The organism is Streptomyces sp. NRRL S-244 (genome assembly GCF_000717915.1).
Taxonomy (GTDB): domain Bacteria; phylum Actinomycetota; class Actinomycetes; order Streptomycetales; family Streptomycetaceae; genus Streptomyces.
Map to the genome: position 1 here is coordinate 14,645 of NZ_JOCX01000040.1, position 21,323 is coordinate 35,967.

Annotated in this window: 19 protein-coding genes; 10 read left to right on the top strand and 9 right to left on the bottom strand. The window is 69.9% G+C overall.

Features of this window, described 5'->3' with window-relative positions; genetic code table 11:
- Positions 1 to 106 precede the first annotated feature (106 nt).
- Both IF02_RS0130055 and IF02_RS0130060 read right to left on the bottom strand, forming a co-directional pair.
- Positions 107 to 1,468: an aspartate aminotransferase family protein gene (locus tag IF02_RS0130055; protein WP_030162551.1), complete on the bottom strand. Its 1,362-nt coding sequence runs from the start codon at positions 1,466 to 1,468 to the stop codon at positions 107 to 109.
- A 3-nt stretch (positions 1,469 to 1,471) separates the two neighbouring features.
- Entirely contained in the window at positions 1,472 to 1,975 is a 504-nt protein-coding gene (locus IF02_RS0130060; RefSeq protein WP_037837395.1) for an Lrp/AsnC family transcriptional regulator, read from the bottom strand.
- Between the two features lie 169 nt (positions 1,976 to 2,144).
- Here IF02_RS0130060 and IF02_RS0130065 point away from each other — a divergent pair, with 169 nt between their 5' ends.
- From IF02_RS0130065 to IF02_RS0130075, 3 genes are all read left to right on the top strand, one after another.
- Positions 2,145 to 3,584, top strand: a complete 1,440-nt coding sequence (locus IF02_RS0130065) for a gamma-aminobutyraldehyde dehydrogenase (protein ID WP_030162555.1) — start codon at positions 2,145 to 2,147, stop codon at positions 3,582 to 3,584.
- A gap of 104 nt (positions 3,585 to 3,688) precedes the next feature.
- The gene (locus IF02_RS0130070; protein ID WP_030162557.1) at positions 3,689 to 4,867 is read left to right on the top strand and encodes an ABC transporter substrate-binding protein; all 1,179 of its coding nucleotides are present in this window, start codon (positions 3,689 to 3,691) and stop codon (positions 4,865 to 4,867) included.
- A 99-nt stretch (positions 4,868 to 4,966) separates the two neighbouring features.
- On the top strand, positions 4,967 to 5,431 hold the full coding sequence (locus tag IF02_RS0130075) for a hypothetical protein (RefSeq protein ID WP_030162558.1): 465 nt from the start codon (positions 4,967 to 4,969) through the stop codon (positions 5,429 to 5,431).
- 3 nt (positions 5,432 to 5,434) lie between these two features.
- Here IF02_RS0130075 and IF02_RS0130080 read toward each other — a convergent pair whose 3' ends face one another.
- From IF02_RS0130080 to IF02_RS0130100, 5 genes are all read right to left on the bottom strand, one after another.
- Positions 5,435 to 6,652: a serine hydrolase domain-containing protein gene (locus IF02_RS0130080; RefSeq protein ID WP_030162560.1), complete on the bottom strand. Its 1,218-nt coding sequence runs from the start codon at positions 6,650 to 6,652 to the stop codon at positions 5,435 to 5,437.
- 146 nt (positions 6,653 to 6,798) lie between these two features.
- The gene (locus tag IF02_RS0130085) at positions 6,799 to 7,509 is read right to left on the bottom strand and encodes a response regulator (protein ID WP_030162562.1); all 711 of its coding nucleotides are present in this window, start codon (positions 7,507 to 7,509) and stop codon (positions 6,799 to 6,801) included.
- Complete coding sequence (locus IF02_RS0130090; RefSeq protein WP_030162564.1) at positions 7,506 to 8,708, bottom strand: sensor histidine kinase; 1,203 nt, start codon at positions 8,706 to 8,708, stop codon at positions 7,506 to 7,508. The genes IF02_RS0130085 and IF02_RS0130090 overlap by 4 nt, the downstream gene beginning before the upstream one ends.
- Complete coding sequence (locus IF02_RS0130095) at positions 8,705 to 9,412, bottom strand: glycerophosphodiester phosphodiesterase (RefSeq protein ID WP_030162566.1); 708 nt, start codon at positions 9,410 to 9,412, stop codon at positions 8,705 to 8,707. The genes IF02_RS0130090 and IF02_RS0130095 overlap by 4 nt, the downstream gene beginning before the upstream one ends.
- A gap of 12 nt (positions 9,413 to 9,424) precedes the next feature.
- Positions 9,425 to 10,450 (bottom strand): adenosine deaminase, encoded by a 1,026-nt coding sequence (locus IF02_RS0130100; RefSeq protein WP_030162568.1) that lies wholly within the window; start codon positions 10,448 to 10,450, stop codon positions 9,425 to 9,427.
- A 110-nt stretch (positions 10,451 to 10,560) separates the two neighbouring features.
- On the opposite strand from IF02_RS0130100, the gene IF02_RS36020 reads away from it, so the two are divergent.
- On the top strand, positions 10,561 to 11,220 hold the full coding sequence (locus IF02_RS36020) for a DUF4190 domain-containing protein (RefSeq protein ID WP_030162569.1): 660 nt from the start codon (positions 10,561 to 10,563) through the stop codon (positions 11,218 to 11,220).
- Positions 11,221 to 11,248: 28 nt separating this feature from the next.
- Here IF02_RS36020 and IF02_RS0130110 read toward each other — a convergent pair whose 3' ends face one another.
- Positions 11,249 to 12,856, bottom strand: a complete 1,608-nt coding sequence (locus IF02_RS0130110) for a TROVE domain-containing protein (protein WP_030162571.1) — start codon at positions 12,854 to 12,856, stop codon at positions 11,249 to 11,251.
- A gap of 492 nt (positions 12,857 to 13,348) precedes the next feature.
- Complete coding sequence (locus tag IF02_RS0130115) at positions 13,349 to 13,903, bottom strand: NADAR family protein (RefSeq protein ID WP_030162572.1); 555 nt, start codon at positions 13,901 to 13,903, stop codon at positions 13,349 to 13,351.
- Between the two features lie 182 nt (positions 13,904 to 14,085).
- Between IF02_RS0130115 and IF02_RS0130120 the strand changes: the two genes are divergently transcribed.
- The 6 genes from IF02_RS0130120 (at position 14,086) to IF02_RS0130145 (ending at position 21,311) form a co-directional block, all read left to right on the top strand.
- On the top strand, positions 14,086 to 15,603 hold the full coding sequence (locus IF02_RS0130120) for a gamma-aminobutyraldehyde dehydrogenase (RefSeq protein ID WP_030162574.1): 1,518 nt from the start codon (positions 14,086 to 14,088) through the stop codon (positions 15,601 to 15,603).
- Positions 15,604 to 15,675: 72 nt separating this feature from the next.
- A complete protein-coding gene (locus IF02_RS0130125; RefSeq protein WP_030162576.1) occupies positions 15,676 to 16,926 on the top strand; it encodes a polyamine ABC transporter substrate-binding protein in 1,251 nt (416 codons plus the stop codon).
- A 73-nt stretch (positions 16,927 to 16,999) separates the two neighbouring features.
- Positions 17,000 to 18,151, top strand: coding sequence for an ABC transporter ATP-binding protein (locus IF02_RS0130130; protein ID WP_030162578.1), 1,152 nt, complete (start codon positions 17,000 to 17,002; stop codon positions 18,149 to 18,151).
- Positions 18,148 to 19,077 carry an ABC transporter permease gene (locus IF02_RS0130135; protein ID WP_030162580.1) on the top strand — a complete coding sequence of 310 codons (930 nt, stop codon included), beginning with the start codon at positions 18,148 to 18,150 and terminating at the stop codon, positions 19,075 to 19,077. The genes IF02_RS0130130 and IF02_RS0130135 overlap by 4 nt, the downstream gene beginning before the upstream one ends.
- Positions 19,077 to 19,871, top strand: a complete 795-nt coding sequence (locus IF02_RS0130140; RefSeq protein ID WP_030162582.1) for an ABC transporter permease — start codon at positions 19,077 to 19,079, stop codon at positions 19,869 to 19,871. Before IF02_RS0130135 ends, IF02_RS0130140 begins: the two co-directional genes overlap by 1 nt.
- Before the next feature lie 21 nt (positions 19,872 to 19,892).
- Positions 19,893 to 21,311, top strand: a complete 1,419-nt coding sequence (locus tag IF02_RS0130145; RefSeq protein WP_030162585.1) for an NAD(P)/FAD-dependent oxidoreductase — start codon at positions 19,893 to 19,895, stop codon at positions 21,309 to 21,311.
- Positions 21,312 to 21,323 lie beyond the last annotated feature (12 nt).

Sequence of the window (21,323 nt, forward strand, 5' to 3'; positions counted from 1 at the left end):
TGGTGACAGCACACGGCCCGGACCCCCGCGTTCTCACTCGAACGGAGGATCCGGGCCGTGTGGTTCGGACTGTTACTGCTCGTCTACTGCTCGTCGTTCCCGAGCTCTACAGCTTGGTCCACGCCTCGGTGAGCACCGAGCGCAGGATGCCTTCGATCTCGTCGAAGGTGCCCTGGTCCGCGATCAGCGGCGGGGCCAGCTGGATGACCGGGTCGCCACGGTCGTCGGCCCGGCAGTACAGGCCGTTCTCGAAGAGCGCCTTGGAGAGGAAGCCGTAGAGCACGCGCTCGGTCTCCTCGTCCGTGAAGGACTCCTTGGTGACCTTGTCCTTGACGAGCTCGATGCCGTAGAAGAAGCCGTTGCCGCGGACGTCGCCGACGATGGGCAGGTCGTGCAGCTTCTTCAGCGTCGAGAAGAAGGCGTCCTCGTTGTCCAGCACGTGCTGGTTGAGGCCTTCCTTGTCGAAGATGTCGAGGTTGGCGAGCGCCACCGCGGAGGACACCGGGTGTCCGCCGAAGGTGTAGCCGTGCAGGAAGGTGTTGTCGCCCTTGTAGAACGGCTCGGCGATGCGGTCCGAGACGATGCAGGCACCGATCGGGGAGTAGCCCGAGGTCATGCCCTTCGCGCAGGTGATCATGTCGGGCACGTAGCCGAACTTGTCACAGGCGAACATCGTGCCGAGGCGGCCGAAGGCGCAGATCGTCTCGTCGGAGACGAGGAGCACGTCGTACTCGTCGCAGATCTCGCGGACCCGCTGGAAGTACCCGGGCGGCGGCGGGAAACAGCCGCCGGCGTTCTGCACCGGCTCCAGGAAGACGGCGGCGACGGTGTCGGCGCCCTCGAACAGGATCTCCTGCTCGATCTGGTCGGCGCACCAGCGGCCGAAGGCCTCGGGGTCGTCGCCGTAGATCGGGGCGCGGTAGATGTTGGTGTTCGGCACCTTGTGCGCGCCGGGCACCAGCGGCTCGAAGGGGGCCTTCAGGGCCGGCAGGCCGGTGATGGACAGGGCGCCCTGCGGGGTGCCGTGGTAGGCGACCGCGCGGGAGATGACCTTGTACTTGGTGTGCTTGCCCTGAAGCTTGAAGTACTGCTTCGCCAGCTTCCACGCGGTCTCGACGGCCTCGCCGCCACCGGTGGTGAAGAAGACCTTGTTCAGGTCGCCCGGGGCGTAGTCGGCGAGGCGCTCGGCGAGCTCCACGGCCTTGGGGTGCGCGTACGACCAGATGGGGAAGAACGCGAGTTCCTGCGCCTGCTTGTAGGCGACCTCGGCCAGTTCCTTGCGGCCGTGACCGGCGTTGACCACGAACAGTCCGGCGAGACCGTCCAGGTAGCGCTTGCCCTTGTCGTCGAAGATGTAGGTGCCCTCACCCCGCACGATGGTGGGGACGGGGGAGTTCTCGTACGACGACATGCGGGTGAAGTGCATCCACAGGTGGTCGTACGCGGTCTTGGAGAGGTCCTGGCTCACGGGCTATCGAGTTCCCCACATGTAGGTCTGCTTCTTCAGCTTCAGATAAACGAAGCTTTCGGTTGATCGCACGCCGGGGAGCGCGCGGATCTTCTTGTTGATCGTCTCCAGCAGGTGGTCGTCGTCCTCGCAGACGATCTCCACCATCAGGTCGAACGAGCCCGCGGTCATGACCACGTACTCGCACTCGGCCATCTGGGTCAGTGCGTCGGCCACCGGGTCGAGGTCTCCCTCGACGTTGATGCCGACCATGGCCTGGCGTCGCAGGCCCACGGTGAGCGGGTCGGTGACGGCGACGATCTGCATGACGCCCTGGTCGAGCAGCTTCTGCACGCGCTGGCGCACGGCTGCCTCCGACAGGCCGACGGCCTTGCCGATCGCTGCGTAGGGACGGCGACCGTCCTCCTGCAGTTGCTCGATGATCGCCAGGGACACAGCATCGACCGAAGGGGACGGTTGTCTGTTCCTGGAATCTGCGCTTCGACTGACCACGACCTCACTCTGCACGAGGAGTCGTCTGTTCCGCAAGACGGAATCGATGAAATCCGTTGTTTGAGGTTCGCGATCTCACTGATTTCGTAGTTGGTGGCGTCTGGCCCTGCCGAAAGCGTCCGCCGACGGGCTAAGATTGGGATTCGTCTCAATCGTTGGACATGTGATCAGGAGTGTGGCTGGAGTGACCACCGAACTGCGTCGTCTGCGCAACTACATCGGCGGAGAGTTCAAGGACGCCGCCGACGGACGGACCACCGAGGTGGTCAACCCCGCCACCGGCGAGGTGTACGCCACCGCCCCGCTCTCCGGCCAGGCTGATGTCGACGCCGCCATGGCCGCCGCCGCGGCCGCCTTCCCGGGCTGGCGCGACACCACCCCGTCGGAGCGCCAGAAGGCCCTGCTCAAGATCGCGGACGCCTTCGAGGCGCGCGCGGACGAGCTCGTGGCCGCCGAGTCGGAGAACACCGGCAAGCCGCTGGGCCTCACGGCCAGCGAGGAGCTGCCGCCGATGGTGGACCAGATCCGCTTCTTCGCGGGTGCGGCCCGCCTCCTGGAGGGCCGCTCGGCCGGCGAGTACATGGAGGGGATGACCTCGATCATCCGCCGTGAGCCCGTCGGCGTATGCGCCCAGGTCGCGCCGTGGAACTACCCGATGATGATGGCCGTGTGGAAGTTCGCCCCGGCCATCGCCGCGGGCAACACCGTGGTGCTCAAGCCCTCGGACACCACCCCGGCCTCGACCGTCCTGATGGCCGAGATCATCGACTCGGTCCTGCCCAAGGGCGTCTTCAACGTCATCTGCGGCGACCGCGAGACCGGCAAGGCCATGGTCGAGCACTCCACCCCGGCGATGGCCTCCATCACCGGCTCGGTGCGCGCCGGCATGCAGGTCGCCGAGAGCGCCGCGAAGGACGTCAAGCGCGTCCACCTGGAGCTCGGCGGCAAGGCCCCGGTCGTCGTCTTCGAGGACGCCGACATCGCCAAGGCCGTCGAGGACATCGCGGTCGCCGGCTACTTCAACGCCGGCCAGGACTGCACCGCCGCGACGCGCGTGCTCGTGCACCAGTCCATCCACGACGAGTTCGTGACCGCCCTCGCCAAGGCCGCCGCCGACACCAAGACCGGCCAGCCGGACGACGAGGACGTGCTCTACGGCCCGCTGAACAACCCGAACCAGCTGAAGCAGGTCGCGGGCTTCATCGAGCGCCTCCCGGCGCACGCCAAGGTCGAGGCCGGCGGCCACCAGGTCGGTGACAAGGGCTACTTCTACGCCCCGACCGTGGTCTCGGGCCTCAAGCAGGACGACGAGATCATCCAGAACGAGGTCTTCGGCCCCGTCATCACCGTCCAGTCCTTCACGGACGAGGCCCAGGCCCTGGAGTACGCGAACGGCGTTGAGTTCGCCCTCGCCTCCTCCGTGTGGACCAAGGACCACGGCCGCGCGATGCGGATGTCCAAGAACCTCGACTTCGGCTGCGTGTGGATCAACACCCACATCCCGCTCGTCGCCGAGATGCCCCACGGCGGCTTCAAGAAGTCCGGCTACGGCAAGGACCTCTCCGCCTACGGCTTCGAGGACTACACCCGCATCAAGCACGTGATGACCTCGCTCGACGGCTGATCCGTCTCCGCGGCGATCGCATCGATCACCGAAGGGGCTTGAGAGGGCGGGCAGTAGACAATGTGTCTATTGCCCGCCCTCCTCCGTTCCCCGAGGCTTTGCCCATGCCTGAACTCGCCTTCTCCCGCCGCGCGGCGCTGCGCGGCCTCGGTGCCGCCGGCCTGTTCGCGGCCCTGACCGGCTGCGGTGTGCCCGCCGCGTTCGTACCCGAGGACCGGCGGGGAGGCCCGGACCGCTCCGACCGGGACAAGCGGGTGGCCTTCTCGAACTGGCCGCTGTACATCGACACCGACGACGAGGACGAGGAGCGCCGGCCCACGCTGGACGCCTTCTCGGAGAAGACCGGCATCGAGGTCCGGTACACCGAGGAGATCAACGACAACGACGAGTTCTTCGGCAAGGTCAGCCCGGCCCTGATGAACCACCAGGAGACGGGCCACGACCTGGTGGTGGTCAGCGACTGGATGGCGGCCCGCTTCGTCCACCTGGGCTGGGCCCAGAAGATGGACCGCGCCTCGCAGCCCAACGTGGCCGCCCACCTGGACCCGCAGCTGCGGTCCCCCGCCTTCGACGAGGGCCGCCTGCACACCGTCCCGTGGCAGTCGGGGATCACCGGCATCGCCTACAACCGCAAGGCGCTGGGCCGGGAGATCAAGTCCGTCCAGGACCTGTGGCGCCCGGACCTGGCCGGCAAGGTCACCCTCTTCTCCGGCCTGGACGAGTCCTTCGCCCTGCTGATGCAGGGCAACGGCGTGGACGTCACCCGGTGGACCGAGTCCGACTTCCACCGGATGTGCGACCAGGTGGAGAGCATGGTGAAGAAGAAGCACATCCGCCGCTTCACCGGCAACGACTACACGTCCGATCTGAGCAAGGGCGACGTCCTGGCCTGCCAGGCGTACTCCGGCGACGCCATCCAGCTCCAGGCCGACAACCCCGACATCGAGTTCGTGGTCCCGGAGGAGGGCGCCGAGCTCTGGGCGGAGAGCCTGCTCGTCCCCAACCTGGCCCGGCACAAGGCCAACGCCGAGGCCCTGGTCGACTACTACTACTCCCCGGAGGTGGCCGCCGAGCTCGCCGCCGCCGTCAACTACGTCTGCCCGGTCCCGGCCGCCCGCGAGGTCCTGGCCGCCTCCGAGGACAAGGAGACCGCCGAACTCGCCGAGAACCCGCTGATCTTCCCCGACGAGGAGATGCGCAAGCGGCTCGTCGTGGCCCGCGACATCTCCTCGGCCGAGCGCCGCTCCCTCGCCCAGCGCTGGAACGCCATCGTCGGTCTCTGAGCGCCGAACGGCGCGGGGATGATCACGATCCCGCCACAGAACTGAACGTGTTCAGGAAATTTGCTGAACGCGTTCAGAAACGGGCGTACGCTTCCTTCCATGAGCGAGAGAAGCGCCCTTCAGCGGCGGATCCGTGCCTGGCTGGTCCTGTTCATCGTCTGCCTCGTGCTCAGCGGCCTCACCGCCTTCCCCCTGGTCAGCGAACTCCACTGGGCCAACTCCCTCGTGTCCCACGAGTGGCTGCGGCGGGTGGGGGACGGGCTGGAGCGGGCCGACGCGGACTACCCGTTCCTGCTCTACGGCACCGACTGGCTCGCCTTCGCCCACCTGGTCATCGCGGTCTTCTTCTACGGAGTCCACCGCGACCCCGTCCGCAACATCTGGATCGTCGAGGCCGGCATGATCGCCTGCGCCGGCGTGATCCCCCTGGCCCTGATCTGCGGCCCCATCCGGGGCATCCCCTTCGGGTGGAGCCTCATCGACATGTCGTTCGGCGTCTTCGGGGTCATACCCCTGCTCGTGCTCCGCCGCATGATCAAGCGACTCGAGGCGCTGGCCGCCTGACCGCTACCTGGTGAAGGCTGCCATGACGATCCCGTAGGCCACCTTGTTCATGTCCTGTCCCTTCGCGTCGGTGGAGTTGACCGAGTAGACGAGGGTGCGCGAGAGATCGCGCGCCCCGCCGATCACGGTGCTGTAGCCGTACCGGGAGCCCGTCTTGCCGTAGACCGCCGTGCCGTCGGGGAGAACGAACCGCTTCATCCCCGCTGTCTGCACGGCGTCCTCCCCGGACTCGAAGTCCTTGACCGAGGGCACCGTGAACATCTCCTCCAGCTGCGCCTTCGGCACCACCCGGCCCGCGAACAGGGCCCGGGTGAACTTCTCCAGGTCCGCCGTGGTCGATATCAGGTCCCCGGCCGCCCAGTTGGACGAGGAGTTCCAGTCGGTCACGTCCACCAGCGTGCTCCCGCCGCCGGGCTTCTCCACGGCCTGGTAGCCGTGGTGGTGCGGGCCCGCGATCCGGTTCTCCCCACGCGCCGGAACCGACGTGTGGCGCAGGCCGAGCGGCCTCAGGATCCGCTCGGACAGGGCCTGTTCGTACGTCGTGCCCGTCAGCTTCTCGATCAGCACGCCCAGCACCGTGTAATCGATGTTGAGGTAGTGCTGCTTCTCGCCCGGCCGGAACTCGGGGCCCTTCGCCGCCGCTTCGGCGATCAACGCGTGCGGATCGACCACGTCGAACCGGTGGGCGTACTGCTCCTCGAAGGGATCCCCGGGCCCGTCGGCCGACCGGATGCCGCTCGTGTAGTTCAGCAACTGCCGGACGCTTACGGGTTCGAAGCCCTTCGGACCGGACGGCAGCAGCCCCGGCAGGTACTGCTGTACCGGCTTGTCCAGATCGACCTTGCCCTCGGCGGCCAGCTGGAGCACCACCGCCGCCGTGAAGGTCTTCGTCACCGAACCCGCCCGGAACCGGGCATCATCGAACGCCTTGCGTCCGCTGTGGACATCGGCCACGCCGGAACTGCCCACCCAGCGGCCGCTCGTACCGCCCACCCGGACCAGAGCGGCCGTCGCGTCCTTGCTGTCGGGGCCGACGCCGGCGATCGCCTTGCGCAGCGCCGCCGCGTCGGGCGCGGCCGTGTAGAGCGGCGGCGTCGTGGTGCCCGTCGGCACCGGCACGGTCACCGCTGCGGTCACCGGCGCGGCCTGGGCCACGGCCGGGCCGGCCGCGATGCCCAGGACCAGGGCGGTGGCGACCAGTGTGCGCGTACGTACCTTCATGGCGGAATCCCCCTGTGAACCATCCGGGCCCCAGCGGCCCCGATGACTCAATGCTGCAGGTCACAGGGGTCCTCGCGGATCACCAACAAGAGGGGTCTTCAGCAGTACGACAACTCGCCCGCGCGAGGGATCCGAACACCGCCCTCTCACTCCCCGGAGGGAGATACCCGAGAGCCGCCCCCGCCCCCGGGCCCCGTCCCGGCCGCGATCAGGCCCGTCTCGTACGCGCAGATCACCGCCTGGATCCGGTCCCGCAGCCCCAGCTTCGCCAGCACATGGCCCACATGCGACTTCACCGTGTGCTCGCTCACCACCAGCGCGGCCGCGATCTCCGCGTTCGACAGCCCCCGCCCCAAATGCAGCAGCGTCTCCCGCTCCCGCGCCGTCAGCACCTCCAGCCGCTGCGCGGGCAGCGCCCCCACCACCGACCGCGCCGTCGCCGCCGTGTACTCCTCGATCAGCCGCCGCGCCACCGACGGCGCGAGCAGCGAGTCGCCCGCCGCCACCACCCGTACGGCATGCACCAGATCGTCCCGCCGCACGTCCTTCAGCAGGAACCCGCTCGCCCCCGCGTGCAGCGCCTCGTAGACGTACTCGTCCGAGTCGAAGGTCGTCAGCATCACCGTCCGGCACGCGGTCCCGGCCGAGATCGTCCGGCACGCCTCGATCCCGTCGAGCACCGGCATCCGGACGTCCAGCAGCACCACGTCCGGCCGCAGCTCCCGCACTGCCGCCACCGCCGCCGCGCCATCCCCGACCTCCGCGACGACCTCGATGTCCTCCTGCGCGTCCAGGATCATCGCGAAGCCGCTGCGCACCAGCTCCTGGTCGTCCGCCACCACCACACGGATCGTCAACGCCCCACCTCCAGCGGCGAGGTTACTAGCACCATCCGGACCGAAAACCCCAGGCCACCGGGGCCCGGACCGAACTCCGCCGTACCGCCGTGCGCCGCCGCCCGCTCCCGGATCCCGATCAGCCCGTGCCCCCCGGACTTCCCGCCGAGGGGAGCCTGCGCCACCGCTCCCGGGCCCCGGCCGTCGTCCGTCACCGTCACCGTGAGAGCCCGGGGCCCGTACGCCAGCCGTACCGACACCTCCGAAGCCCCGGCGTGCTTCACCACGTTCGTCAGCGCCTCCTGCACCACCCGGTGCACCGTCGCCTCCAGCGGCGCCGGCAACGCGCGCACCGCGCCCGTGCGCTCGTACGAGACCTGCGGCCCGCTGCCCCGGACCCGCTCCAGCAGCCCCGGCAGTTCCTCGATCCCGGGCTGCGGCGACCGCGGAGCCTCCTCCCGCGCCGACCGGTCCGTCCGCAGTACGCCCAGCATGGTCCGCAGCTGCGCCATCGCGTCCCGCCCCGTCTCGGCGATCGCGTCGAACGCGGCCTCCGCCCGCTCGGGCGCCCTGCGCACCGCCACCGGACCGGCCTCCGCCTGCACGATCATGATGCTGACCGCGTGCGAGAGGATGTCGTGCATCTCCCGTGCGATCCGGGCCCGTTCGCGCGCCGCCGCCTGCTCCGCCTCGATCCGGTTCGCCCGCTCCAGCTCCGCGGCACGCGCCTCGATGGCGGCCGTGTACGCCTGCCGGGTGTACTGGAGCCGCCCCAGGGCGTAGGCCGCCGCGAAGACGAACAGCGCGAACAGCAGCTCCTTGGCCGTACCGGTGTTGAGCGCCACGGAGACGAGGATCAGCCCGGTCAGGGTCACGCCCATCGCGATCCGCACCCGGGCCGGGCACAGCAGCGCCATCGTGTACACGCCGATCAGCGCGGCATACGGCAGCGGCTGCCCGGGGCCGTCCAGCGCCAGCGTGTAGACCGAGCCGGCCGCGACCATCCCGAAGATCGCCGCCACGGGCGCCCGCCGTCGCCACACCAGCGGTACGTTGCCCAGCGTCGTCAGCAGGTACGCGGGCCAGGTGGCCGGAGAATCCAGCGGATCGCGGGGCACGACGAACGGAATCGTCGTCGCCACTTGGACCAGCAGTGCCAGACCCAGGTCCTGCCACCGCGGATCCGCCTGCCGGACCCGCTCCCCCCAGGCGCGTATCACCGGCCGGACAGCCCGAGCCCGGACCGTACGCGGGACAGTGCGTCCGGGCGGTTGGTGGTGACGGAGTCCACGCCGGCCGCGATCAGCCGGCGCATCGACCACGTCGTGTCCGCGGTCCAGGCCGAGACCAGCAGGCCCTCCCGGTGGAGGGCGTCCGTCAGCTCCCGGTCCACCAGCCCGAAGCGGTAGTTGAGCCACGACGGCGCCACCGCGTCGATCAGCACCCGGCGCGGCGGCGACAGCGTGGTCCAGGTCAGCGCGATCTCGGCGCCCGGATCGGCCGCGCGCACGGCCAGCATCGTGTCCGCGCCCGCGCAGTAGTACGTACGGTCGCGCGCCCCGCACTCCCGGACCTGGCCGACGACCGTCCGTACGGCCTCGGCCGTCGCCCCGGGCAGGTCGATCATCACCCGGCCCGCGCCGGCCGCCATCAGGGCCTCGCGCAGCGTCGGGATCCGGCCCTGCGCCAACTCCTTCAGCTGCGGGGCCGTGACGGCGTCGAGCCGCACGTCATGGCCCCACAGCCGCTGGAGCGTCTCGTCGTGGAGGAGGACCGGCACCCCGTCGCGGGTCAGCCGTACGTCGATCTCCACCGCGTCCGCCCCGCGTGCGAAGGCCGAGCGGATCGAGGGCAGGGTGTTCTCACGGGCACGGTAGGGATCGCCGCGGTGGCCTACGGCCGTCAGGGTGCGCATGGCACCCATTCTCGTGGGGCGTCAGCGCGCCAGCCAGGCGGAGGTGTACGTGTCGATCTCCGCGCTGAGCTTCGCCTTGCCGGCCTCGTCCAGGAAGGAGGCCTCGACGGCGTTCTTCGCCAGCTGCGCGAGCCCGCGCTCGTCGAGGTCGAGGAGCCGGGCGGCGACCGCGTACTCGTTGTTGAGGTCGGAGCCGAACATCGGCGGGTCGTCGCTGTTGATGGTGACGAGCACGCCCGCCTGCACCATCTCCTTGACGGGGTGCCGGTCCAGGTCGGTCACGGCGCGCGTGGCGATGTTGGAGGTCGGGCAGACCTCCAGCGCGATCCGGTGCTCGGCGAGGTAGGCGAGCAGCTCCGGGTCCCGGGTGGCGCTGGTGCCGTGGCCGATGCGCTCGGCGCCCAGCTCGCGGATGGAGTCCCAGATCGTCTCCGGGCCGGTGGTCTCGCCGGCGTGCGGCACGCTGTGCAGGCCGGCCGCGCGGGCGGCGTCGAAGTACGGCTTGAACTGCGGGCGGGGCACACCGATTTCGGGACCGCCGAGGCCGAAGGAGACCAGGCCCTCGGGACGCAGGTCGACGGCGAGGCGCGCGGTCTCGGCGGCGGCCTCCAGGCCGGCCTCGCCGGGGATGTCGAAGCACCAGCGCAGGATGACGCCGAGCTCGGTCTCGGCGGACTTGCGGGCGTCCTCGATGGCCTCCATGAAGGCCTTCTCGTCGATGCCGCGGCGGGTGGAGGAGTACGGGGTGATGGTCAGCTCGGCGTAGCGGATGTTCTGCCGGGCCATGTCGCGGGCGACTTCGTAGGTCAGGGTGCGTACGTCGTCGGGGGTGCGGACCAGGTCCACGACCGAGAGGTAGACCTCGATGAAGTGCGCGAAGTCGGTGAAGGTGAAGTAGTCGGCGAGCGCCTCGGGGTCGGTGGGGACCTTGGAGTCGGGGTGGCGGGAGGCGAGTTCGGCCACGATGCGCGGGGAGGCCGAGCCGACGTGGTGGACGTGGAGTTCCGCCTTGGGCAGCCCAGCGATGAAGGGGTTCAGGTCGGGCATGAGGGAGCCTCCGGGAGGACGCGGGTGCGGACAGATCGGGCTTCATCGTAGGCAGCTCCGGGACTGTCGGTGACAGCACATAGCATGGGCGTACGAGAGGGGGGCGCCGCATGACCGATCACAGCCCCGAGCCGAAGGACCCGTGGGCGCCGCCGGAGCGGCCGGCGGTGGAGCTCGGAAAACCGCAGGCCACACCGGGGGTGTCCGGTCCGCCGTCCGTGCACGACCAGCCGACGATCGCGGGGATGCCGGGGGGCGACGTCCCGCCGGCGCAGATACCCGGCCCGGCGCCGCAGCCCGCGTACGGGTACCCGGCGCAGCCGGACCCGGGGGGCTACGCGTACCCCGGACCGCCGCCCGCGCAGCCGATGTACGGCCATCCCGGCTACCCGGGCCAGCAGGGACACCCCGGGTATCCGGGATACCCCGGCTACCCGGGCTATCCGCAGAAGAGCAACGGCTTCGGGGTCACCGCCCTCGTGCTCGGCATCATCGGCGTCGTCACCTGCTACCTGGGCCTGATCTTCGGCGTCCCGGCGGTCATCTTCGGCGTCCTGGGCCGCGGCAAGGCCCAGCGCGGCGAGGCCGACAACGGCCCGATGGCCCTGGCCGGCATCATCCTGGGCGCGGTCGGCATCGTGCTCAGCCTGCTGATGATCGGGCTCGTCATCGCCGGCGTCCTGCTCGGTGACCCGGATCGCGGGAACGACTACGACTACGACAACGGCGGTTCGTCGCCGTCGCACTCGCAGATACGCGAGCACGTCTGAGCCGTAGGCCCCCCACGGCCGCGGGGGCCTACGCCACCCACGGCCAGTCGGCGTCCCGGCCGCCCTCGATCAGGGAGACCATCCGGAAGGCCGCGTCGCCGAGTCCGCCGAAGGTGTGCCGGTGGGCGGACCCGGAGGGCGCGTGGCCCGTCCGGTACCCGGCCAGGTTCCAGGTGTACACCGGCACGTCGTCCGGCACGAGGGCCGTCGGGTCGCCGCCGTAGTGGTGCGCCGCCTGCTCGTCGGTGACGATCAGGACCCGGTCGTGCCCCTTGTAGTACCTGCGCACGGCCTCGGAGGTGTTGGTGCCGCCGAGGTCCTCGAACCGCTCCAGCACCTTCAGCACGGACTCGCCCCGGCCGTACGGGACCTGCTTGCTGCTCGTCCCGAACTGCACCAGGTCCGCGTCCTCGGCGCGCAGCGCCAGCGCCGCGCCGAAGACGGCCGCCGCGTCCGCCCGGTTGAGCTGCGAGCGGTCCGACAGCGGTGCCCACATCGACCCCGAGCGGTCCACGAGGACCAGCGTCCGGCCCGGCAGGGCCGGTACGTTGGCCAGCGAGTGGCCGAGCGCCCGCTCCAGCGGGTACGCCCAGCGCAGCGAGGGCGCGTGCTGGTAGGCGGCCAGGTAGCGGAACGGGAACTGCCGGGACCGGGCGACGACCTCCGGGTCGCCGACCTTCGCCGCGACCTGCGCGGCCACCGCGTCCGAGACACCGGCCTGGTCGAAGTTGCGCAGGTTCCGCAGCAGCGCCATCGCGCCCATGGACGGGATGACCGCCTCCCAGACGGCCGCGTCCATCGGCCCCTGGAGCCAGCCGGCCAGCGCCTCCCAGGTCATGCCCGCGGCGGCGAGCCGCTCGGCCCCGTCGGGCGCGGTGACCGCGGCCCGGCGCTCCTCCACCGGCAGTTCCATGAGTTCGCGGTGGGCGAGCAGGGTGCGGTTGCCGGCCGGCACCCGCGCCGTCTCCGGGTGGTGGCGCCGGTCGAGGGCGTACCGGAACAGCTCGCCCTGCCAGGCCTTCGCGGGATCGGGGGAGGCGTGTACGAGGTTGAGCACGTCGCCGAAGCGGTACCCCTTGGAGTCGGTGTCGTACTTCAGCAGCGAGGCGGCGGAGTAGAGCCTGCGCACGGCATCGGCGATTCCGCGCTTGACGGGCTTGGGCACGCTGCGCCCGTACGTCGCCGTCCAGTAGGCCAGCAGCTCACCGGGCTCGTCCGCGCGCCGCAGTACGGAGTCCACGACCTCGCGGTTCGACGGCCCGCCGGTGGCTCCGGCGTCGAGCCGCGCCTTCACGTACTCGGCCGCTCCGACCAGCGAGGCGGTCCGCATGTTCCCGTCGGTGCGCAGCCAGCGGAGCAGGCCGGCGGTCCACGCGGGGTCCTCGACGGCGAGGCGGCGCACGAGGGCGCAGAACCGGTCGTCGCGGGCACCGCTGCTCTCGTAGAACGTCCGCTGCGTCACGAAGTTGGCGACGGCGAGCAGGAACAGCTCGGAGCGCGCGTCGCGGACGAAACCGCGGCCGCCCTGGTGGTTGTCGGCGCGGGCGCCCGTGGAGCGCACGGGTGAGGTGGGCGCGGTGGCCCCGGCAGCGGACTGGGAAGCCGCCCTGGACGCGCGCAGGTTGAAGCGAGCCATGTGTGAATCCCCCCGAATTCAGTGGAACGTGGGGGAGGCGTGACGTGCGCGATGCCCGAGATCAGAGGTCGGCGACGGACTGTGTCGACTGCTCCATCCAGACTGAGCCACCGGCCGTGGCCGGGCGGGATTCGAACCCGCGACCCGTCGATCCGGAAGTAGCCGTCGCCTGCGCACCGGGCATCGCGCACGCGGCCTCCCGAGATCAAGGTGGCGGCGGCTTGGGATTCTCTGCGAAAGAAGGAGCCGCAGCCCGCGCACCGGGAGGTGCGTGACGTAGGTGTCCAGAGTTCGAGGTCGGCGAAACCACGTGCTGCTCTGCCAACTGAGCTACACCGGCGCGAAAGCCGGTGGCGGGACTCGAACCCGCGACCTGCCCATTAAGAGTGGAAGTAGGTCTCGCCTGCGCACCTGGACGAGTCCTACCGTAGGCGGCCCGCTCGCCCGCCCGCCACGCATTTAAGATCGCGCCCGGCAGGGACACGGACTACGTCAGACGGCGTCCGCACGCAGCCGGTCGCGGGCCTCCATCAGCGCGAAGCCCAGCAGGTTCAGCCCGCGCCAGCGGGCCGGGTCCAGGGCGCGCTCGTCGTCGGCCGCCAGTCCGATGCCCCAGATGCGGTCCATCGGACTCGCCTCCACCAGCACCCGGTCCCCGGTGGACAGCAGGTACGCGCGCAGCCGGGGGCCGGACGCGAACTTGTGCACGCTGCCCTCCACCACCAGCGCGAACCGCTCCCGCGCCCACGTCTGCTCGTCGAAGCCGCGCACCAGCCGCCCGGCCTTCTTGGCCTCCGCCGGAGTCCTCGCCTCCAGCGCGGCGCGCTCCGCCTCGGCATCCCCGAACAGCCGGGCCTTGCCGGCCATCATCCAGTGCTCGGCCGTGTCGTACCGGACATCACCCACGGTGAACGGGGACGGCCACCACTGGCTCATGCAGCTGGGGCCGAGCGTCCCGTCGGGCCGCGGCCGGTGCCCCCAGAACGGCAGGTACTTCACCCGTTCACCACGGCTGACCTGCTCGATCAATGTGTCGATCTTCTCCATGCACGCGAGTCTGGCAGTCGCCACTGACACTTCGTACGGGATTTGGGACGTGCCTCGACACATGGTCGACCGATTCCGTCGCGTAATCAAAAGGCAACAACGGAATCACTTGGCGGTGGGGAACACCTCTGCCAGGATCGGCACTCAATTCGAGCTGAAGCTACGGAGAGCGTGAGAGCGTCATGGGTAATCGCTTCCAGGTCAAGGACCGCTTCGCAGACGGCGCGCAGTACATCGACGGGCAGCTGAGGTCCGGTACGTCCGGGCAGTCGCACACCGTCGTCAACCCTGCGACGGGCGAGGAGGTGCTCACGTACGAGCTGGCCTCCACCGCCGACGTCGACGAGGCCGTCGCCGCCGCCAAGCGGGCCTTCCCGGCCTGGTCCGCGGCCACCCCCGGCGAGCGCTCGGAGGCTCTGCACCGGCTCGCAGCCGTGCTGGAAGAGCAGGCGGAGGACTTCGCGTACGCGGAATCCCTCCAGTGCGGCAAGCCGATCAAGCTGTCCACCGAGTTCGACGTACCGGGAACCATCGACAACACCGCCTTCTTCGCGGGCGCCGCCCGCCATCTCCAGGGACAGGCGGCAGCCGAGTACTCAGGGGACCACACCTCCTACGTACGACGCGAGGCCATCGGGGTCGTCGGTTCCATCGCGCCCTGGAACTATCCGCTCCAGATGGCCGCCTGGAAGATCCTCCCGGCGATCGCCGCGGGCAACACGATCGTCCTGAAGCCCGCCGAGCTGACCCCGCTGACCTCCCTGATGTTCGCCCAGGCAGCCAAGGACGCGGGCCTGCCCGACGGCGTGGTCAACATCGTCACCGGCGCCGGCCGGGACGCGGGGGAGCACCTGGTCGGCCACCCGGACGTGGTCATGACCTCCTTCACCGGCTCCACCGCCGTCGGCAAGCGCGTCGCCGAGATCGCCACCGCCACCGTCAAGCGGCTCCACCTCGAGCTCGGCGGCAAGGCGCCCTTCCTGGTCTTCGACGACGCCGATCTGGAAGCCGCCACGCACGGCGCCGTCGCCGCCTCCCTGATCAACACCGGCCAGGACTGCACCGCCGCCACCCGCGCGTACGTCCAGCGCCCCCTGCACGACGCCTTCGTCGCCCGCGTGGCCGAGCTGATGGAGACCGTCCGCCTGGGCGACCCCTTCGACCCGGCCACCGACCTCGGTCCGCTGGTCTCGCACGCCCAGCGCGACCGGGTCGCCGGCTTCGTGGAGCGCGCCCGCGGCTACGCCACCGTCGTCACCGGCGGCGAGATCCCGGGCGGCGAGCTCGCCGAGGGCGCGTACTACCGGCCCACCCTCGTCTCCGGCGCCGCCCAGGACAGCGAGGTCGTCCAGTCCGAGATCTTCGGCCCCGTCCTCGTCGTCCTGCCCTTCGACACCGACGACGAGGGCATCGAGCTGGCCAACGACACCCCGTACGGACTGGCCGCCTCCGCCTGGAGCCGCGACGTCTACCGGGCCGGCCGCGCGACCCGCGAGATCAAGGCGGGCTGCGTCTGGGTCAACGACCACATTCCGATCATCAGCGAGATGCCCCACGGCGGCTACAAGGCGAGTGGCTTCGGAAAGGACATGAGCGCCTACTCCTTCGAGGAGTACACGCAGGTCAAGCACGTGATGTACGACAACACCGCGGTGGCCGCGAAGGACTGGCACCGCACCATCTTCGGGGACCGCACCTAACCGTCTTCGGCTCTCGCCGAGTGGCAGCCGGCCGCCTGACCAGCGGCGCCACCCCTCCCGAAAGGGCAGTTCATGGAGCAGTTCGAGCCCGACCGCCTCTCGGCGGCGCAACTCGCCGCGATGCGGCGCAGCCTCACCAGCGGGCGCGGCGCCCTCACCCGCCGCTCGCTGTTGCGCGCCTCCGGTGTCGGAGCGCTCACCCTCGGCGGCCTGGCCTCCCTGTCCGCCTGCGGCATCCCGCCGGCCAAGCGCGCGGGCGACGCGGCTGTCGCTTCCGACGACCACTCGGCCCAGGAGAAGGAGATCAACTTCTCCAACTGGACCGAGTACATGGACACCAGCGAGGACGAGAAGTCCCACCCCACGCTGGAGGAGTTCACCAAGCGCACCGGGATATCGGTCAAGTACACCGAGGACATCAACGACAACGTCGAGTTCTTCGGCAAGGTCCGCCCGCAGCTCGCGGCCGGCCAGGACACCGGCCGCGACCTGATCGTCGTCACCGACTGGCTCGCCGCCCGCATCATCCGGCTCGGCTGGGCGCAGAAGCTGGACCCCGCCCACCTCCCGCACGCCTACGCCAACCTGATCCCGCAGTTCCGCAGCCCCGACTGGGACCCGGGCCGCTCGTACAGCTATCCCTGGACCGGCATCGACACCGTCATCGCCTACAACGTGAAGGCCACCGAGGGCAAGAAGGTCGACTCCGTCACCCAGCTGCTGGACGACCCCTCCCTCAAGGGCCGCGTCGGCTTCCTCACCGAGATGCGCGACAGCGTCGGCATGACCCTGCTCGACCAGGGCAAGGACCCGGCGAACTTCACCACCGCCGACTTCGACGCCGCCATCGGCCGGCTCCAGAAGGGCGTCGACACCAAGCAGATCCGCCGCTTCACCGGCAACGACTACACGGCGGACCTCGACAAGGGCGACCTCGCCGCCTGCCTGGCCTGGGCCGGCGACGTCATCCAGCTCCAGGCCGGCAACCCGGACATCAAGTACGCGATCCCGGCGCCCGGTTACATCACCTCCAGCGACAACCTGCTGGTCCCCGCCCACGCCCGGCACAAGGCCAACGCCGAGAAGCTGATCGACTTCTACTACGAGCCGCCGATCGCCGCCCAACTGGCCGCGTTCATCAGCTACGTCTGCCCCGTCGACGGCGTCAAGGAAGACCTTGCGAAGATCGACCCCGCGCTCGCGGACAACCCCTTGATCATTCCGGACAGGGCGATGGCGGCCAAGGCCCGCGCCTTCCGCTCCCTCAGCAGTGAGGAAGAGACCGCGTACGAAGAGAAGTTCGCCAAGCTCATCGGAGCCTGACGAACCCCTCCCCCCGTGCCGGCCCCCGCGCCCCGCACCCTTCCGACGACACCACCACCGAAGGCCGCGACCCATGACTGACAAGACCGCGGGCGGCGACGTCCGCCTCGCCGGGATCAGCAAGCACTACGGCTCGTTCACCGCCGTGCACCCGCTGGATCTCACCATCCCCCAGGGCTCCTTCTTCGCCCTGCTCGGCGCCTCGGGCTGCGGGAAGACCACCACCCTGCGCATGATCGCCGGTCTGGAGGAGCCCTCCACCGGCACGGTCCACCTCGGCGACCGAGAGGTCACCCAGCTGCCGCCGTACAAGCGCCCGGTCAACACGGTGTTCCAGAGCTACGCGCTCTTCCCGCACCTGAACATCTACGAGAACGTGGCCTTCGGACTGCGCCGCCGCGGCATCAAGTCCGTCAAGAAGCAGGTCGACGACATGCTGGAGCTGGTCGAGCTGGGCCAGTTCGCCCAGCGCAAGCCGCACCAGCTCTCCGGCGGCCAGCAGCAGCGCGTGGCGGTCGCCCGCGCGCTCATCAACCACCCGCAGGTGCTCCTCCTCGACGAGCCCCTCGGCGCCCTCGACCTCAAGCTGCGCCGTCAGATGCAGCTGGAACTGAAGCGAATACAGACCGAGGTCGGCATCACCTTCGTGCACGTCACGCACGACCAGGAGGAGGCCATGACCATGGCCGACACGGTCGCCGTGATGAACGGGGGCCGCGTCGAGCAGCTGGGCGCCCCCGCCGAGCTGTACGAGAACCCGCGCACCACCTTCGTCGCCAACTTCCTCGGCACGTCCAACCTCATCGAGGCCGAGGTCCTGGAGGCGGGCTGCGCCGACGTGATGGTCAGCTCGGCCGGGACGAAGCTGCGGCTGCCCGCGGCCCGATGTTCGACCACGCCCAAGGCCGGCGGAAAGCTGCTGGTCGGGGTACGCCCCGAGAAGATCTCCCTGGTCCACGCGGACGAGGAGGACACCATCGCGGCCGGCCGCAACAAGGTCCACGGCCGGATCGCGGACTCCTCCTTCATCGGGGTCTCCACCCAGTTCGTCATCGACAGCCCGGTCTGCCCGGAGCTGGAGGTGTACGTCCAGAACATCGAACGCGACGCCCGCCTGGCCCCCGGCGCCGAGGTCGTCCTGCACTGGAACCCCGAGCACACCTTCGGCCTCGACGCCGCTCAAGACATCGACGCCGGCATCGAGACGGTCGAGGAGGGCGCATGACCGCCACCGCCGCGCCGCCACGGACCGAAGCCCCCGCCGAACCCCCGGTGCACAAGCCGTCCCTGCGCAAGCGGCTGATCCCGTACTGGCTGCTGCTCCCCGGCATCCTGTGGCTGCTGGTGTTCTTCGTCCTGCCGATGATCTACCAGGCCTCCACCTCGGTGCAGACCGGCTCCCTCGAAGAGGGTTTCCAGGTCACCTGGCACTTCCAGACGTACTGGGACGCCCTCACCGAGTACTACCCGCAGTTCCTGCGCTCCCTGCTCTACGCCGGCACCGCGACCGCGCTGTGCCTGCTGCTCGGGTACCCGCTGGCCTACCTCATCGCCTTCAAGGCGGGACGCTGGCGAAACCTTTTGCTGGTGCTGGTCATCGCCCCGTTCTTCACCAGCTTCCTGATCCGCACCCTGGCCTGGAAGACGATCCTGGCCGACGGCGGCCCGGTGGTGGACCTCCTCAACACCCTGCACGTCCTGGACGTCACCAGCTGGCTCGGGATGACCCAGGGCGACCGGGTGCTGGCCACGCCGCTCGCGGTGGTCTGCGGTCTGACGTACAACTTCCTCCCCTTCATGATCCTGCCGCTCTACACCTCGCTGGAGCGCATCGACACCCGCCTCCACGAGGCGGCCGGGGACCTGTACGCCCGCCCCGCCACCACCTTCCGGAAGGTGACCTTCCCGCTCTCGATGCCGGGCGTGGTCTCCGGGACCCTGCTCACCTTCATCCCCGCGAGCGGCGACTACGTCAACGCCGAACTGCTCGGCTCCACGGACACCCGGATGATCGGCAACGTCATCCAGTCGCAGTACCTGCGCATCCTCGATTACCCGACGGCCGCCGCGCTGTCCTTCATCCTCATGGCCATCGTGCTGATCATGGTCACCATCTACATCCGCCGAGCGGGGACGGAGGACCTGGTCTGATGCGTTGGCTCCGGCGCAATCTCGTCGTCATCTTCGGCCTCGGCACGCTCGCGTACATGATCCTGCCGAACGTCGTCGTGACGGTCTTCTCCTTCAACAACCCCGCCGGGCGGTTCAACTACGCCTGGCAGGAGTTCTCGCTCGACGCCTGGAAGGACCCCTGCGGGGTCGCCGACCTGTGCGGATCGCTGTCCCTGTCGCTCCAGATCGCCGTGTGGGCCACCATCGGCGCCACCGTCCTCGGCACGGCCATCGCCTTCGCGCTCGTCCGCTACCGCTTCCGGGCGCGCGGCGCGGTCAACTCGCTGATCTTCCTGCCGATGGCCATGCCCGAGATCGTGATGGCCGCCTCGCTGCTCGCCCTCTTCCTCAACATGGGCATCCAGCTGGGCTTCTGGACGATCCTGATCGCCCACGTCATGTTCTGCCTCAGCTTCGTCGTCGCCGCCGTCAAGGCGCGCGTCCTGTCGATGGACCCGCGGCTGGAGGAGGCCGCCCGCGACCTCTACGCGGGCCCGGTGCAGACCTTCGTACGGGTCACGCTGCCGATCGCGGCGCCCGGTATCGCGGCCGGCGCACTGCTCTCGTTCGCGCTCTCGTTCGACGACTTCATCATCACCAACTTCAACTCGGGCAACACCGTCACCTTCCCCATGTTCGTGTGGGGATCGGCTCAGCGCGGTACGCCTGTACAGATCAACGTCATCGGTACGGCGATGTTCGTCATCGCGGTGCTGGTGGTGCTCGTCGGCCAGATGGTCGGCAACCGCCGCAAGAACGCACAGCCCAAGTAACTCTGTAGGGAGTTGGAAGACATGGCCCCAGTCGCCATGCGAAGTGTTGCTCAATCCCTTTCCGAAGCACTGCCGGTCTCGTACTGGCTGGACGACCCCGGCAAGCCCGCCGCGCAGCCGGCGCTGACCTCCGACGAGGCCTGCGACCTGCTCGTCATCGGCGGCGGGTACAGCGGACTGTGGACCGCGCTGATCGCCAAGGAGCGCGATCCCGCCCGGGACGTCGTCCTGATCGAGTCCAAGGAGGCGGGCTGGGCCGCCTCCGGCCGCAACGGCGGCTTCTGCGCCGCCTCCCTCACGCACGGCCTGGCCAACGGCATCGCCCGCTGGCCGGGCGAGCTCGCCAAGCTGGAGGAGATGGGCGCCCGCAACCTCGACGAGATCGAGGCGGCCATCGCCCGCTACGGCATCGACTGCGACTTCGAGCGCACCGGCGAGATCGACGTGGCCACCGAGCCCCACCAGGTCGAGGAGTTGCGCGAGCTCCACGAGGAGGCCGAGAAGCTGGGCCTCGCGGGCGGCTCGCGCTGGCTGGACCGCGAGGAGCTGCGCGCCGAGGTCGACTCGCCGACGTTCCTCGCGGGCCTGTGGGACACCGACGGCGTCGCCATGCTCAACCCGGCGAAGCTCGCCTGGGGCCTCAAGGAGGCCTGCCTGTCGCTGGGCGTGCGGATCTACGAGAACACCCGCGGGCTGTCCCTGGCCTCCTCCGGCGCCGGGATGGCCGTACGCACCCCGTACGGGCGGATCTTCGCCCGGCGGGTGGCGCTCGGCACGAACATCTTCCCCTCGCTGGTCAAGCGGATCCGGCCGTTCACGGTGCCGGTCTACGACTACGCGCTGATGACCGAGCCGCTGAGCGCCGACCAGCTGAAGGCCATCGGCTGGCAGAACCGCCAGGGCCTGGGCGACAGCGCCAACCAGTTCCACTACTTCCGCATCACCCCGGAGAACCGCATCCTGTGGGGCGGCTACGACGCCATCTACCCCTACCGCGGCAAGCTGGACTCCGAGTACGACCACCGCCCCGAGACGTACCTGAAGCTGGCGCAGCACTTCTTCACCGCGTTCCCGCAGCTGGAGGGCATCAAGTTCAGCCACGCATGGGGCGGGGCCATCGACACCTGCTCGCGCTTCTCGGCCTTCTTCGGCACCGCGCACGGCGGCAGGGTCGCCTACGCGGCCGGCTACACCGGGCTCGGGGTCGGCGCCACCCGCTTCGGCGCCGACGTGATGCTGGACCTGCTGGACGGGGCCCGCACCGAGCGGACCGAGCTGGAGATGGTGAAGTCCCGGCCGATGCCGTTCCCGCCCGAGCCCTTCGCCTGGACCGGAATCACGCTCACCAAGTGGTCCCTGGCCCGGGCGGACGCCCGCGGCGGCCGCCGCAACCTGTGGCTGAAGGTCATGGACAAGCTCGGCCTCGGCTTCGACAGCTGACCGGCCCCGCCC